The sequence below is a fragment of the Burkholderia sp. L27(2015) genome (assembly GCF_009765705.1).
GTDB lineage: Bacteria > Pseudomonadota > Gammaproteobacteria > Burkholderiales > Burkholderiaceae > LMUX01.
Genome location: NZ_LMUX01000015.1, coordinates 91,325 through 105,674, shown reverse-complemented (window position 1 = coordinate 105,674; position 14,350 = coordinate 91,325). Strand labels below are relative to the sequence as shown.

Sequence of the window (14,350 nt, the reverse complement as noted above, 5' to 3'; positions counted from 1 at the left end):
CACCAGCTCCCGGCTCGGCCATCGGGTCGCCAAAATCCGCCGATGCAGGTCGGCGAGCACCTTATCTGACGCGTGGAAATGGAATGGACGTATCGATGCGTCTCCCACCCACTGCCCTTCCTTGGGTGCTTGAGCTGCGCCTGATTCCACCGCTTCGGCTCGCACGGATACGGGCAGGAAACTTGCCATGGCCCCAGCCAATGCTGAGGTGACAAACATGCGTCTGTCCACAAATGTTTTAGCGTTTGCCATTGTTGTTCACTTTCTCCTGTTTGGACGTTCGATCACTGACTTTTAGCGAATCCGCGCAAGCGATAAACATCGCACACGCTTTAATCGCATCCGTCAGATAGTACGCCGCCGCCACGGAGATTCGTATCGCAATGTATCTACACGGCTCGCCGATACGCTATGAGACAAAAATAAGGTCACCGGACAGAAAAGCCGTTCTGCCCGTAATATTGCGATGTACAAGCAAGCGAATCAATCGCCACTAAGCCGGTGCGATCGCGTCGCGCAATCGCGTGCGCATAGTGCCGATTCGTACGATTATCAACTCAAGGTCGCACCCGACCCAACCAGTCAATCAATCAAGGAGACAGCAATGGTCGCATACGTGGTGGTTCAGGAAATTGTCGAGGACGAAACCAAGTTTAGCCAGTACCGCGAGAAGGTCATGCCGATACTGGAGCAGCATGGGGGGCGCTTTCTCGTGCGCGGCGGCAACATGAAAGTCGTCGAAGGTGAGTGGCCATATCCGCGCCTCGTGATCCTCGAGTTTCCGACGCGAGAGGCCGTCGATACATGGTATAGCTCGCCCGAGTATCAGGCGATACTGCCGCTACGACTGCAAGGCTGCAAAAGCAACCTCATCGTCGTCGACGGAATCTGAGCTTCGTGCCGATGCCCGCGTCACCTGAATATACTTCCAAACCGGCGCGCTTGACCGGGCAGCACTGGCTCACTCGTGAAAGGGTTGTGCTGTACGCAGCGCTCCTCCTTGCCGTGGATTTGGCATTTCTGGGTGCCCGGATCTGGGCTGCCTATGTGTCTCATTTACCGGCTGCGGCGCTCGGTTATGATTTCGCCGTGTTCTGGAGCGCCTCCTACGTGACGATGCACAGTGGTGCGCTTAGCGCGTACGACCCGTCGCTTATCGAGCGCGTGGTGTTCTCGCTTCTGCACCGTCCCCCCTCCGCATTCGGCGCCCCTTGGGTTTACCCGCCAACGTTCCTGCTGCTGGTTTGGCCGTTATCGTTATGGCCTTTTCTCCCATCGTATCTGGCTTTTGTCGTCATTGGCGTCGCGTTCGCGGGATACGCGTGCTCGCGGATTTTGATGCAGAAATTAACCTGTGCCTTCTGGGTGCCGGCGCTTGCGTTTCCGAGTGTCTGGATCGCCGTAATGGCGGGGCAAAATTCGTTCTTGACTCTCGGCCTTGCCGGCCTTGGCCTGACTTTGCTTGACAGGCGGCCGTGGCTCGCCGGCGTGTGTATCGGACTGCTTGCCATCAAACCGCAATTTGGCATTGTGTTTCCGCTTGTGCTGCTTTTGGGCCGGCAATGGCGAGTCATTGCGGCGGCTACTATCACAGTTGCTGTGCTCTGCCTAACTGCGAGTACCGTGTTCGGATTCGAAACATTCGGAAAATTTTTTGATAGCTTGTCCTTGTTTGGGCGTTTTGTCGTTGAGCGCTCGGCGCATTGGCCCGGAGGCATAGCCTCTGCATTCGGAGGTGCGCGGAGCTTGGGACTGAGTCCAGCAGTGGCCTATTTGATACACGCCGCTTTTGCCGTGCCGGCAGTGCTGTTAGCTTCCTACCTTTGCGTCATCAAGGCACGGCTTGAATTGCGTGCCGCTGCCATCGGAGTGGCGACCATCCTTGCACAGCCCTACTTGCTTGGCTACGATCTCGTGTGGCTTGCGTTGCCCATTTTGTTCCTGATCGTCGATGGGCGTCGCCATGGCTGGCTGAGAGGGGATGTTCCGGTCCTGATCGCGGCGTGGCTTGCGCCCATGGTGTTTTCTACGATGGGTCCAGCTATGCTTATTGTGATTCTGGCACTCATGGTGGTGCTGATCAGACGCAGCCGTATCGTTCCAGGTTGCGCTTCACGACTACCGAATTGACAGCGAGAGACTGGAGCAGCACGGGAGACGCTTTCTCGTGCGCGGCGGAAACACGAAAGTCATCAAAGGCGAGTGGCCCTATCCACGCCTCGTGACCCTCCAGTTTCCGACGCGGTAGGCCGGCGCACGGTGCCCGCAGCCACGCTAAAACGCGGCACGCACCACGCCTCCGTCGACGCGAAGCGCTGCACCCGTCGTCGCGGACGACAAACCGGAGCAAACATACGTCACGAGGTTTGCGACCTCGTCCGGCGTCGCGAATCGCTTGATCAGCGAACTCGGCCGCGCCTCTTGAAAAAATTTCACCTCGAAATCATGGAGTGACTGACCTCCCGACAACTTCTCCACGAATTCGTTGACCCCTTCCGAGCTTGTGGGCCCCGGCAGCACAGCGTTGACGGTGACCCCAGTCCCGGCACACGTCTCCGCGAGCCCCCGCGAGATCGCAAGTTGAGCGGTCTTGGTCATCCCGTAGTGGATCATCTCAACGGGAATCTGGATCCCGCTCTCGCTGCTGATGAATACTACCCGCCCCCAGTTCCGTTGCTTCATCCCGGGCAAATAGGCGCGTGATAGCCGCACGCCCGACATCACATTGATATCGAAGAAGCGCTGCCAATCCTCGTCCGGAATCGATTCGAAGGGCTTGGGATCAAAGATGCCGAGGTTATTCACGAGAATGTCGATGTCCGGATGGCGCTTCACCAACACCGCGATTTGCTTGGGATCGGCGAGATCTCCCGCAAAGCCGACGGCTTTGGCGTGAGGCACTACAGTCTTCAACCGCTCAAGGGCGGTTGCGACCGAAGCCTCGGATCGTCCGTTGACAATCACTTGCGCACCTTCCCGCGCAAGGCCAATTACGATAGCGAAACCGATCCCTTTTGTTGATCCGCTGACCAGCGCCAGCTTGTCTGCAATCTGATAGTCCATGGTCAAACTCCTAGTCATTGCCAATTCAAAGATAGCCCGGACTCACCTATCGATTAAACAAACCGTGCATTTAGAAAAATGTAGTGCTTAACTGAAACAGCGTGGGCGGGATCCCGACTATATTGGGCCGATGGCAACGATCTGACTAGCAAATCTGTGCTCCGGCACAGTCTGGCATCGCCTTCAACGCGCTGATGAAGAACGTCGGACAACCCGCCGAAGTGCCTCGCACGCAACGGCGCAACGACAACCTCAACGTTCAAGGAAGGACATCATGAGCAACGTACGCACGGAGGCCGATAGCCTCGGAGAGGTCAGTGTTCCCGCCGACAAGCTTTGGGGCGCGCAGACGCAGCGCTCGTTGGAGCATTTCAGTATCGGCCACGACCTGATCCCGCGGGAAATGATCACGGCCTACGCCCTCCTCAAGAAGGCGGCGGCCCATGCCAACCACGCGGGCAAGCGCCTCGAGAATCAACCGCACGCATTGATCGTGCAGGTTTGCGACGAGATCCTGGCGGGCCAGCATCACGATATGTTCCCGTTGCATGTCTGGATGACCGGCAGCGGTACCCAGTTCAACATGAACGTGAACGAGGTAATTTCCAACCGCTGTTGTCAGATCGCCGGCACGCCGCTTGGCAGCAAGAGCCCGGTTCATCCGAACGATCACGTCAACATGTCGCAATCGTCGAACGATTCGTTCCCAACGGCCATGTACATCGCTGCCGCAACCAACACGATTCAACGCCTGGTGCCGGCGGTCAGCGCGTTGCATGATGCCATCGCGAACAAGGCCGCGGAATGGGATGGGATCGTCAAGATCGGGCGTACCCACATGCAGGACGCGACCCCGCTTACATTGGGCCAGGAGTGGTCGGGTTATGCGGGCGTGCTCGCGGACTCACTGGAGCGCGTGGATGACGCGCTCAAAGGCGTTTACCGGTTGGCGTTGGGCGGCACCGCCGTCGGCACCGGCATCAATGCCGCGCCGGGCTTCGCCGAAGCGGCAGCCGCGGAAATCGCGAAGCTCAGCGGGCTGCCGTTTGTCAGCGCACCGAACAAATTCACCGTGCAGGGATCGCACGACGCACTGGTGCAGCTTTCCGGCACCTTCCGCACCTTGGCGGTGTCGCTCTACAAGATCGGCAACGACATAAGGTTGATGTCGTGCGGCCCACGGGCGGGATTCGCGGAATTGTTGATCCCCGAAAACGAGCCGGGCTCATCCATCATGCCCGGCAAGGTCAACCCGACCCAGGCCGAGGCACTGACGATGCTCGCCGTGCAGGTGATGGCCAACGATGTCGCGGTGGGCTTCGGCGGAGCCAGCGGTTATCTGGAGATGAACGTCTACAAACCGCTGATCATCTTCAACCTGACCCATTCGATCACGCTGATGACCGACGGCTGCACGAATTTCCGGCGCTTTCTGGTCGAGGGCACGCGGCCGAACCTCAAGAAGATCAAAGAGTATGTCGATCGATCGCTGATGCTTGTCACCGCGCTGGCGCCCGTGATCGGCTACGACAAGGCATCGAAGATCGCACATCACGCGATGGACCACGATCTCACTCTGAAGGCGGCGGCACTGCAACTCGGCTTTGTCACGGAGGCCGAGTTCGATCGTGTCGTCGATCCCGCCAAGATGGTGAAACCGTACGTTGCGACCGATTGACGGTGAGACAAAAAGTCGGGATGTATGAAGTCGACACCCCGCGCCACGGTAAACTCCGGCCCCTAGCCGGCCGGTTACTGTCGTTTATCGCTGGTCGTGAGATTCATGCTTCTGCCGTCGCTGCCGCGGCTTTCGCCAATCGCCTCGTGCTTACGCGGAGCGAGGAACGGTGTCAAAACGAGCATTCCAAGCGCAACGACAAACAAAAGCCAACTTGGAACCGCAAAAGCGCCGGTGGCATCTCGCAGCAAACCGACCAGCAAAGGCCCGGCGGCGGCAAGCAGATAGCCGACGGTCATCACGAAGGCATTCCACGTGTTGGCTTCGTCCGCGTTACGGGCGCTATCGAGTGGCAAGGTCATCCCGAGTGTGAACCCACCGCCCACACCAAACGCAGCAATGGCTATCCAACCGTGGGGCATGAGCAATGGCGCCAATGCCATCCCCAGAGTTCCTGCTACTGAGAGCGCCGCACAAACCGCAAGCCATCTACGACGGTCATGTACCCGGCTCAAGAAGCCGAACACGGGAATCCCAACCGTGAATGCCACCGTGTACGTTGCAAGCACGAGACCTGCCGATGACGCGGACAAGCCATACTCCCGATACATCGGTGAAGTCCAGGCCAACAACGCGAAGAACAAGAAATTGTCGCAAGCGAAAAACAATGCCACCAGCCACGCTGTGCGGTTCATCAACGGTAATCGCGCAGACCCTACGGCCTTGGCTGTAGCCGTTGCGAGCTCGCGCCTTTCCCACACGAGGATTGCAAGCGCCGCGACAATCGCAATCAGCGCGACAGGACTCCAGATGCCGGTTCCAACCCGCCATCCGTTTGATCCGTTCGCGCGAGCAAACGCGGCAATCGGCCCAGTCGCCGCGGCGGAGATCGTGGTACTACCCGCGAGCGCGGTCGCATAGATGCTCATCATCATCGCGACCTTCGTCGGGAACCTGGCCTTGATAACGCCGGCGAACAACGTTCCCGATATCGCGATTCCGGCTCCCACGCCTGCTGTAGTCAGCAGCAGCATCGCGACGTCCGATACGAATGTGCGTGCCACCATCGAAACAAACAACAGCACGAGAGACGCAAGCAACACGCCATTTCTTCCGAATCGCCGCGCCAGCCACGGGGTCGGCAGCGCCAACAGCCCCATCAGCAGACTCGGGATGGTGGTCAGCAACGACGCCGTCGCATGCGAAAGGGAAAACTCTCGACTGATGAGCGGCAGGACCGGACCAATCGACGCGATGCCAGGCCGAAGCGCCATCGCGATGACGACCATCGCAACAACGAGCCAGGCTGCTTTTTTCGCATCAGCCGATTTCTCGTGAGTCGCTTTGACATCACGAACCTCTGTCATGGAACTACCCATCGCGACGACGTCGTAGACATCGCCGCGACGCTTAGTCATCGCGCTGGTATTTTTCATTGGAATTCTCGCTCGAAACTGTTAAATCGGGAACCGATGGGCGAAGAATGCGCTGATCAAACCATAGCGTCCAAGACTCGTTTGCTATCTTTTCCATAGACAACACCAATAGCCGCGAACATCGATGCCGCTTCGGCATATCCGTTACTTTCTGGCCATCGCGGAGCACCGCAATTTCACGAATCAAGTGAAAACGCGTGTCTTGCCGCCGGGCGAGCCTTGCGAACGGCACCGCATTCGCTATGTTCCAACAGCCGGTGCACCTACGCTCGCCACAGCGACTGAAAATCGAATGACAGTTGCCGATGGTGTCGAATCGACAACAGGTAAATCGTTGCGTCGAATCGCGCATAGAGCAGCAGGTAATACGACAAGACGTACTCTCGCACCTCGCCACCATTGCCGATGGCCTTGAGCTTGCGTTTCAGGCTGTCGATACCATTGCTGACTTCTACGGAACGTATTGGCTGGTCGAAGAACAGCCGCCCCATGTCGGGGAAGCGTTCCAGATTCGGGATGACGGTTTCCAGCAGCTCGTCCAGTAGCACATCGAATCCCTGCGCGGCAACGGCCTCAAGCAGGAACGCCTCGACCTCTTCAAGGTTGCGCTCGAAGTTGGCTGTCAGCTTGACGTGGTATTTGCCTGCCACCAGCCTCAGCCCCGCACTTTCGCGGTACGGCGGCGCTTCATAGCGCTCAGGGCGCTTTGTGCATCTTTAACCTTGCCAGCAATCACGTCGTCCAAGCCTTTGCTGGCGTCGTCGATCATGAGCAGGTGAATGTGTTCGCACTCCAACTGATGGTAGTAGTCCAGCCGTTGGGCGTCGATGATGGCAACGTAGCTTTCGCCATTCTTGGTGATGATCTTTTCGGCACCCGCTTTCACTTGGTCTGCCAGATCGGAGAGCGTGGCACGGGCCTGCGAGAGGGGAACAACATCGCTTGCTGAGAATGCCATCACGCCACCCCTAAATATCGTACAAGATAACGTACATTATACGTCGTCTTGCCGAGGCTAGGGGATAGTCCATTTGCACACGGAGTGGACGAGATGCTGGATCAGTTACGCGGGAACCGAAGTGACCTGCCGCGACGGTATAACGTCAGGGCGGCTTCAACTCCTTGAAATAGTAGGCCTCGAGGGTGCTTCAATTCTGGGGCGGTTTGACGTCGAACGCAATCCGCCCTGCGGGCAGAAAAGTAAGCGAGATGACAGCGCCGCCCTTGACTTCTGGAAAGTGGTGGCTGCCCGGTGCCGGGGCCGTCCAACCGCCAGAATACCAGCCGTTCGGGCCTGCAAGCGCAGCGCCTTCATTGAGCGGCACCACCAAATTGAACTCGCCATACGGGTGCGAGTGAGGGCCGCCACGGAAGCTGCCTTCGGGGTTGTTCTGGGCGTTATCGGTGCTGTCCATCAGCACCGCTGTGGCGCTGAAGAAGAACGTCTCCGCGCAGGGCACGATCAGTTGTGAGCGACGATAACGCGGGCCAGCGATTTCGGCGTCGGCCGCCCAGCCCTCCTTAACGCCGAGGCTGATCCGTCGCGACAGGTCCTTGTACAACTCGCTTGCAATGCCATATTTCGTATTCAGCCATTGCTCGACCTCGGTGCCCGCGGTCATGTCCTTGATCTCTTGCAGGAAGGGGATAAAACAGGCGACAAGTTCGTCTTTGCTACTTGTGAATCGGGTCTGCGACATTCCACTTCGTCCTTGGATTAAACGTCATCCGCAGCTTACGCGTTACGGGTTCTCACTGACGTTCGATCTGCGACAGTTCTGGGACATTTCCCGCTCATTTTTGGCCATCGCGTCTAGAGTGCTATCCCTTTTACAGCGAAGTTTCGGGGTGCGCGTCTGCAACATCATGCACGACGAGTCGGCTTACGCAAACTACTGCGACGGCCGCGAGCCGAGCAATAGTATGTCAACCAGCCTTTTTGCACTTTGCTGCCACTCCGGCGCCGACGCGACATTCGAAACGCCGACGAGAGCACGAAGCAGATCCAGTGGCTCCAGATCGGCGCGGATGTCGCCACTGGCAATGGCGCGCGTAACGAGCGACTGGATGGCGTCCTTGATCTGGGCACCGGACGATTCGAACAGTTTCGTCGGTCCTCCCACGATTGAATTCAAGGCCGGCGCGATGATTTTCTTCGTAGCGATGTAGTCGATAAACAGCAACATCCAGGTCCGCAACGCATCAGGCGCGGCGAGCGAATCGGACAATCGCCGCTCCTCCTGCGCGAGCTTCGCCACCTCGGCACGATAGACGCTCTCCAGTAGCGCGTCGCGAGTGGGAAAGTGCCGGTAGAGCGTGCCGGGGCCGACACCCGCTTGGCGGGCCACGTCCTCAAGGCTGATGTCGCCTCCCCCCCGTGTGAATGCCCTTTTCGCTTCTTCGAGGATGCGCTCGCGATTGCGCAGCGCATCGGCCCTGGGTTTTCGTTCTTTTGGCGCGGACTGGTTCATTTTCCTGTCTTGAATGCTTGCAAACGGAGACATACTCCGTTTAGTATATAAAAAAGCGGAGGGAAACTCCGTTTTATCCGAGGCTGGGAATGACGTCAACTTTATTATGATGGAGCGGCGAAAATGACTGAGAAATTTGGTGCGACTTCTACTACGGACAATGTGCTCTCAGGCGTTGATCTTCGCGGCAAGCGAATTCTTGTAACCGGCGTTTCTGCGGGACTGGGTGTGGAGACAGCGCGCTCGCTCGCCGCGCGCGGGGCGAGCGTGATTGGCGCGGCCAGAGACCTGGAGAAAGCCAAGGGGGCAATTGCTGAAGCGCGGCGCGATGCCGCCGCGGCAGGAGGCAGCATCGACTTGATTTCACTCGATCTGGCCAGCCTCGCGAGCGTGCGGGCTTGCGCCGACCAGTTGCAAGAGCAAGGCCAGCCGCTAGACGTCATCATTGCGAATGCGGGCGTGATGGCCACGCCCTTCGGCAAAACAGCAGACGGATTCGAGACGCAATTCGGCACGAATCACCTGGGGCATTTTGTGCTCGTGAATCGTCTGGCATCGCTGATTTCGTCTGGCGGTCGAGTGATCGCGCTGGCGTCGTCGGGGCATCGTTTCGCGGACGTGGACCTCGACGACCCCGGCTTTGAGCGTACGCCTTACGAGCCGTTCTTTGCATATGGGCGCTCCAAGACCGCGAATATCCTTTTTGCGGTTGCTTTCGATCAGCGACATCGGGCGCGCGGCGTGCGCGCCGCCGCGGTTCATCCCGGCGGGATACAGACAGAACTGGCCCGTCACATGGATCAAGGCCAGATGACGGAGCTTCTCGGAAGGATCAACTGCGAGCTTGCCGCACAGGGAAAAGAGCCATTCCAGTTCAAGACCATCCCGCAGGGCGCGGCGACTTCGGTATGGGCCGCAGTGGTGGCGTCAGCCGAAGATATTGGCGGTCGGTATTGCGAGAACTGCCATGTGAGCGAAGTCGTTGCCGACGATGTGGTCATTACGCCCGTCAGCGAAGGCGTTCGACGCTACGCGCTTGACGCTGCAAGCGCTGACGCGTTGTGGCGCAAGAGTGAAGAGATGGTGGGTGAATCGTTCTGACACGGCACCTCGAGCGCGTTGGATCGTTTTTCCGTCGTGCATTGGGTCATTCCTTTGTCACGGCTGGAGCAGCGTAACTTCGATGCGCTCTTTTCCCTTGCCGGTATTTTTACGCTTGAGCTTCAATAGACCGATCTCGGCGGTCGTGCGTGGATGAGTACCACCACATGCCATTCGGGCGAAACCGTCGACCTCCCAGTACCTGCGCTCGGCTTGCTCGTCGCTGAACGCCGTGATAATCGGAAGATCGCTCTTCGTCAAACGTGCCGCTTCCTGTTCGATGGTGGGAAGCAAGGGAGCCAGGCTAACCTCACTGGCGAAGTCGATGCGCGCTTTGTCTTGCGATATGTGCGCGCCGATCCTTTCTATCCCGGGTCGATGTTGGTACACCAATTGAAGGACCATCTCCGCGGCGAAGTGGAGTCGCATTAGCCGATAGCGCCTATCCCAGTCTATGCGCAACGTTACTTGGTCTGCGACCTTGAGATTGTGTTCGGGTGGCAATGTGTAAGTGATATCCAGGCCCTGCTTTTCTGCAAGGCGCACCGGGTGACCGCCCAGCGTGCCTGAGTCACTTTCCTGGCCGCCAGAAAAGGCGAAGAATATCGTCTTTTCGACCTGTACCTGGTCGCCCACGACCTGAGTCACCACGGTATCGAGTTCAGTCTGGTACGGGGCGCTCCAGAACACTTTCTGCGTCATGGTTCGTTTGGATGAAAAGGATAGGGAGTCACGAAATTATACCGATGGCCGCCTCCTGCAGACTTGTACAGAATTGCGGAACCAACCATTATCGTGACGGACATACGAGCTAGCGCTGAGCGAGTCTTCTCGCTTCTCGCAGAACTGCGCGATTACGATCGTTGGCTTCCGAGGTCGACTGCGTTCAAGGGCACAATTGAGATATCGGAAGGTCTGATAGGTGTAGGCACCACCTACACCGAGCCGGGTCCGTTGGGCGTGCGCAATGGCAAGGTTACCGAGTCCGTGGTTCCGACACGTCTCTCGTTCGAACAACCGATGACCATGAAGCCACGAGCTTTAGGTGTTGTCGGCATCCGCCTTTCACATACCCTCACACCTACGAGCAACAATTCCGTTCACGTGCTTCGTGCCTTGCAACTCACCCCAGTTGGACCGGTGCGATTTGCTGCCCCCCTGATAGTTCGTGCATTCCGTATCGAAAATGAGCGGATGATGAAGTGCTTAAAGGCCTTTGCTGAGGATGAGCCACGCGGCGCCTAAGTGTCTGATCGAAGAAGACAACGCCTTACTGTGGCGGACTGGTTCGCTGTGTCCGCCCCCCGAACCCGCGCGATGAGGACTATCAAGGCGTGGGCAGGATTACGCGGCACGGTGCCAGCGACAACAGCGCGTTCAAGCCTCGGCTAGTCCTTCCCGCCCCGTCGCCCCATCGCCCAATACTTTCAAATTTCTTTCATTCGATTAACGAACGGTAATTAGGTCGTCATCGCTTCGTCACAACATAAACAGACACTGGCCGCTTTTGAAATTTTCTCTCCCGGCCATTCGAATGAAAAAATTAATCGTTGTTCTTGGCGTACTCGCTGCATTCGAGGAACATCAAGCGTCAGCCACTACATTCACCGTTGAGAATGGTCAAACCGCCGGTGCACAAACCTTGGGCCCCACCGCCGGCCAAACGGGAACGGTGGACGCCGGCGGTAGCTTGACGGTGGGCGGCGCTACGGTGGCGATCACTGTCACCAGCAGCGCGACCATCGTCAATAGCGGGTCGATCACGCAAACAGGCACCGGCCGCGTGATACGCGACAACACCGGCGGTCTTACGCTGGATGTCACCAACAATGTCGGGGCGTTGATGCAGGCGGTCAACAACGACGTCATTCAGATGAACCAGCCCAACAGCAATATCGTATTCAACAACTACGGCACGCTGACCTCGACCAATACGTCGGCCGGCGGCGCGCAAGCGATCGATTTCAACGCGATCACGACGGGCAGCAACGTGCTCAACAACTTCTCCACCGGCTTGATCCAGGCGAATGAGGCCGATGCGGTCCGCCCCGGCGTCAACGGTGTGGTCAACAACGACGGCATCATCAAGTCGACGAACAACGTCGTAGGCGACAACGCAAGCGACGGCATCGATGCGCAGGCCAACAGCGGCATCACCATCGTCAACGCCACCACGGGCACGGCGACGACGCCAGGCACCGGCTTGATCGAGGGCGCGCGGCACGGTATCACCGGAGGCAACACGGTTGTCACAACCAATGGCGCCTTCGTAATGAATATCACCAACAATTTGGGTGGCACGATCCAGGGCGACGACGGTTCAGGTATCAACATCGACGGCTTCAACGGCAACGAATTGGTGACGATCGTCAACCATGGAACCATCACCGGCAATGGCGTTACGGGCGATGGCGACGGTGTCGACGTGGACGGCCTGGTCAATCTGGTCAACACGGGCACGATCAAATCGCTGCAGGCATTCAACGACAACAGCGAAGGCGTGACGGTCGGCGGCGGCACCATCGTCAATTCCGGTACGATCGAAGGTGACAACGTCAATGGCGGCATCGGCCGCGGCATCACCCTGGCCGGCATCGACAAAGACCCCACGACCGGCAATCCGATTCCTACCGAGGGCATCTACGCTAACACCACGGTCACCAATAGCGGATTGATCAGAGGGCAAAGCGATTCGGGTATCGCCGTGACGGGCGCCGCGAATGCATTCACCGTATCCATCACCAACCTCGCCGGCGGCATCATCGAAGGTGGCGGCCCGACCGCGGCAGCTATCTTGACCGGCGGCAACAACGCCACCGTCATCGACTTCGGTACGATCACCGCCGACAGCAGCGGCAAGGCGGTCGACTTGGGCAGCGGCAATAGCAGCTTGCAGATCCTCGGAGGCTCAGCGGTCATCAACGGCGGCATCAACGGCGGCACCGGCACCAGTTCGCTCTCGATCATTCCTGGAACCGGCAACAGCTTCAACTACGCTGGCGCCATTTCCAATTTCGCCAGCGTCGCCATCGGCGCCGGCACCGTGACCCTCAATGGCATCAGCACGTATACCGGCAGCACGACGATTACCGCCGGCGGCACCCTCGTGGTGGGCGACGCTACACACGCCAACGCCACGATTGGTTCAGGTCTGACATCGATAGGCGCAGGCGCGACACTCGGCGGCTATGGCACCGTGCTGGGCTCCGTGAATAACGCGGGCACGATCGCTGTGGCGGATGCTTTGCCGATGTTCTCGACGAGCGGTCCAGGTACTCTGACGATAGCCGGCAACTATGCTGGCACGAACGGGCGAGTGCTGTTCAATAGCCTCGCCGACCGGTTGGTCGTGGGCGGCAACGCGAGTGGCAATACGAGCGTTCAAGTGCTAGGGTCCGGCTCAGGCGCACCCACGGTGGGCAACGGCATCTCGCTCGTGCAGGTCAATGGCGTGGCGGCACCGAATAGTTTCACGCTTGCCGGCGCGGTCCAAGGTGGCGCTTATCAATATCTGTTGTATCAAGGCGCAGGCGCAAATGCGAACAACTTTTTCCTGCGCTCGACACTTGAAGACGGTTCATCGACCAATGCTGCAAACGCCCCGCTAGCCTTCCGTCCCGGTGTGGTCGGCTATTCGATGACCCCGGCGCTCAACGTCGATTATGGTTTCACGATGCTGGGTCAGTTGAACGACCGCGTGGGTGACGAGACGAGCCTCGATGCAGCTCAGCCTGGCAAGAATAACGGTGTCTGGGGGCGTATCAGCGGCCAAGGTTTCGATGCCAACAGCACGGATCGTTTCTCCGCCGACGAGCACACTTTCATTGCCCAGTTCGGCCGGGATTGGACGCTCGCAAGCGGCGGCGCAGGCGGCAGCACGCATGCGGGTGTGACGCTCGACATCGGTTCGGCGTCAACGACGTTCAACGACAGCCTGCGCACCATCAATCCAACGCTGACGACGTCGACCGGCTCGGTCGCCACGCAAGCCCAGTCGATCGGCGGCTACTGGACCAAGTATCTGTCCAATGGCATCTACCTGGACAGCGTCGGTCAACTGACGCACTACCACGACCAGTACGGCGACATCTACGGCGACGGTGCCAGCCAGAATGGCTTCGGCGCGGCCGTATCCGAAGAAATCGGCAAGCCCTTTGCACTCGGGTCGACCAGCGTTGCGATCGAGCCGCAAGCTCAGTTGGCCTACCAATACGTGCACCTGAATCAGTTCGCGGACAACGTATCGTCGATCTCGGGCAATACCACCAATGCGCTGCGTAGCCGCGTTGGCTTTCGCCTGTTCCGTGCCGATATGAGCAACGATGCGAAAACCAGCACGGCGACGCCCTATTTCACGGCCAACCTGGTGCATGACTTCTTTTCGCCAGGTCAGACGAGTGTGGGCGGAACACCGTTTGACGACGGACTGAGCAAGACTTCGTACGAGCTCGGCATGGGCGTGACCACCAGTATGGGGAAATCGTCCGAACTGTATGCCAATATCAAATATGCGCGCAACATTGGCGGCGAGTATCAGCGCGATGTGTTCGGCCAAGCGGGCTATCGCTATAGCTGGTAGCACACTGCGCGACTGACTCGCG

The 14,350-nt window shown here is 58.5% G+C and carries 14 protein-coding genes and 1 pseudogene; 7 read left to right on the top strand and 8 right to left on the bottom strand.

The window, feature by feature from the left end; all coding sequences use genetic code 11:
- Positions 1–219 (bottom strand): annotated as a pseudogene (locus GSQ77_RS07950) (epoxide hydrolase N-terminal domain-containing protein); the annotation flags it as partial.
- A 385-nt stretch (positions 220–604) separates the two neighbouring features.
- Between GSQ77_RS07950 and GSQ77_RS07945 the strand changes: the two are divergent.
- Genes GSQ77_RS07945 through GSQ77_RS29930 form a run of 3 tightly spaced genes read left to right on the top strand, consistent with a single transcriptional unit; the run spans position 605 to position 2,248 of the window.
- Entirely contained in the window at positions 605–892 is a 288-nt protein-coding gene (locus GSQ77_RS07945) for a DUF1330 domain-containing protein (RefSeq protein WP_158900819.1), read from the top strand.
- Between the two features lie 11 nt (positions 893–903).
- Positions 904–2,130 carry a glycosyltransferase family 87 protein gene (locus GSQ77_RS07940; RefSeq protein ID WP_158900817.1) on the top strand — a complete coding sequence of 409 codons (1,227 nt, stop codon included), beginning with the start codon at positions 904–906 and terminating at the stop codon, positions 2,128–2,130.
- Positions 2,131–2,167: 37 nt separating this feature from the next.
- Positions 2,168–2,248, top strand: coding sequence for a hypothetical protein (locus tag GSQ77_RS29930; protein ID WP_367889654.1), 81 nt, complete (start codon positions 2,168–2,170; stop codon positions 2,246–2,248).
- 26 nt (positions 2,249–2,274) lie between these two features.
- On the opposite strand, the gene GSQ77_RS07930 is transcribed toward GSQ77_RS29930, so the two are convergent.
- Complete coding sequence (locus tag GSQ77_RS07930) at positions 2,275–3,063, bottom strand: SDR family NAD(P)-dependent oxidoreductase (RefSeq protein ID WP_158900815.1); 789 nt, start codon at positions 3,061–3,063, stop codon at positions 2,275–2,277.
- 274 nt (positions 3,064–3,337) lie between these two features.
- Between GSQ77_RS07930 and fumC the strand changes: the two genes are divergently transcribed.
- Positions 3,338–4,741 carry a class II fumarate hydratase gene (fumC, locus tag GSQ77_RS07925; RefSeq protein ID WP_158900812.1) on the top strand — a complete coding sequence of 468 codons (1,404 nt, stop codon included), beginning with the start codon at positions 3,338–3,340 and terminating at the stop codon, positions 4,739–4,741.
- Between the two features lie 74 nt (positions 4,742–4,815).
- On the opposite strand, the gene GSQ77_RS07920 is transcribed toward fumC, so the two are convergent.
- The 5 genes from GSQ77_RS07920 to GSQ77_RS07900 form a co-directional block, all read right to left on the bottom strand.
- On the bottom strand, positions 4,816–6,177 hold the full coding sequence (locus GSQ77_RS07920) for a CynX/NimT family MFS transporter (RefSeq protein WP_216854865.1): 1,362 nt from the start codon (positions 6,175–6,177) through the stop codon (positions 4,816–4,818).
- Between the two features lie 263 nt (positions 6,178–6,440).
- Positions 6,441–6,827 (bottom strand): type II toxin-antitoxin system RelE/ParE family toxin, encoded by a 387-nt coding sequence (locus tag GSQ77_RS07915; RefSeq protein WP_158900810.1) that lies wholly within the window; start codon positions 6,825–6,827, stop codon positions 6,441–6,443.
- Positions 6,828–6,832: 5 nt separating this feature from the next.
- Positions 6,833–7,135, bottom strand: a complete 303-nt coding sequence (locus GSQ77_RS07910) for a type II toxin-antitoxin system Phd/YefM family antitoxin (protein ID WP_158900808.1) — start codon at positions 7,133–7,135, stop codon at positions 6,833–6,835.
- A gap of 190 nt (positions 7,136–7,325) precedes the next feature.
- Positions 7,326–7,877 (bottom strand): DUF4863 family protein, encoded by a 552-nt coding sequence (locus GSQ77_RS07905; protein ID WP_158900806.1) that lies wholly within the window; start codon positions 7,875–7,877, stop codon positions 7,326–7,328.
- A gap of 192 nt (positions 7,878–8,069) precedes the next feature.
- A complete protein-coding gene (locus GSQ77_RS07900) occupies positions 8,070–8,648 on the bottom strand; it encodes a TetR/AcrR family transcriptional regulator (protein WP_158900804.1) in 579 nt (192 codons plus the stop codon).
- A 123-nt stretch (positions 8,649–8,771) separates the two neighbouring features.
- Between GSQ77_RS07900 and GSQ77_RS07895 the strand changes: the two genes are divergently transcribed.
- Positions 8,772–9,749: an SDR family NAD(P)-dependent oxidoreductase gene (locus GSQ77_RS07895; protein WP_158900802.1), complete on the top strand. Its 978-nt coding sequence runs from the start codon at positions 8,772–8,774 to the stop codon at positions 9,747–9,749.
- 57 nt (positions 9,750–9,806) lie between these two features.
- On the opposite strand, the gene GSQ77_RS07890 is transcribed toward GSQ77_RS07895, so the two are convergent.
- Positions 9,807–10,451, bottom strand: a complete 645-nt coding sequence (locus tag GSQ77_RS07890) for an alanyl-tRNA editing protein (protein ID WP_158900800.1) — start codon at positions 10,449–10,451, stop codon at positions 9,807–9,809.
- A 93-nt stretch (positions 10,452–10,544) separates the two neighbouring features.
- Between GSQ77_RS07890 and GSQ77_RS29925 the strand changes: the two genes are divergently transcribed.
- Together GSQ77_RS29925 and GSQ77_RS07885 are read left to right on the top strand one after the other, a co-directional pair.
- Entirely contained in the window at positions 10,545–10,994 is a 450-nt protein-coding gene (locus GSQ77_RS29925) for an SRPBCC family protein (RefSeq protein ID WP_367889653.1), read from the top strand.
- A 289-nt stretch (positions 10,995–11,283) separates the two neighbouring features.
- Positions 11,284–14,328 carry an autotransporter outer membrane beta-barrel domain-containing protein gene (locus GSQ77_RS07885; RefSeq protein WP_158900798.1) on the top strand — a complete coding sequence of 1,015 codons (3,045 nt, stop codon included), beginning with the start codon at positions 11,284–11,286 and terminating at the stop codon, positions 14,326–14,328.
- Positions 14,329–14,350 lie beyond the last annotated feature (22 nt).

Coding starts and splice junctions, on each gene's coding strand:
- GSQ77_RS07945 (WP_158900819.1), top strand. CDS start 605: ATGGTCGCATACGTGGTGGTTCAGGAAATTGTCGAGGACGAAACCAAG.
- GSQ77_RS07940 (WP_158900817.1), top strand. CDS start 904: ATGCCCGCGTCACCTGAATATACTTCCAAACCGGCGCGCTTGACCGGG.
- GSQ77_RS07930 (WP_158900815.1), bottom strand. CDS start 3,063: ATGGACTATCAGATTGCAGACAAGCTGGCGCTGGTCAGCGGATCAACA.
- fumC (WP_158900812.1), top strand. CDS start 3,338: ATGAGCAACGTACGCACGGAGGCCGATAGCCTCGGAGAGGTCAGTGTT.
- GSQ77_RS07920 (WP_216854865.1), bottom strand. CDS start 6,177: ATGAAAAATACCAGCGCGATGACTAAGCGTCGCGGCGATGTCTACGAC.
- GSQ77_RS07910 (WP_158900808.1), bottom strand. CDS start 7,135: ATGGCATTCTCAGCAAGCGATGTTGTTCCCCTCTCGCAGGCCCGTGCC.
- GSQ77_RS07905 (WP_158900806.1), bottom strand. CDS start 7,877: ATGTCGCAGACCCGATTCACAAGTAGCAAAGACGAACTTGTCGCCTGT.
- GSQ77_RS07900 (WP_158900804.1), bottom strand. CDS start 8,648: ATGAACCAGTCCGCGCCAAAAGAACGAAAACCCAGGGCCGATGCGCTG.
- GSQ77_RS07895 (WP_158900802.1), top strand. CDS start 8,772: ATGACTGAGAAATTTGGTGCGACTTCTACTACGGACAATGTGCTCTCA.
- GSQ77_RS07890 (WP_158900800.1), bottom strand. CDS start 10,451: ATGACGCAGAAAGTGTTCTGGAGCGCCCCGTACCAGACTGAACTCGAT.
- GSQ77_RS07885 (WP_158900798.1), top strand. CDS start 11,284: ATGAAAAAATTAATCGTTGTTCTTGGCGTACTCGCTGCATTCGAGGAA.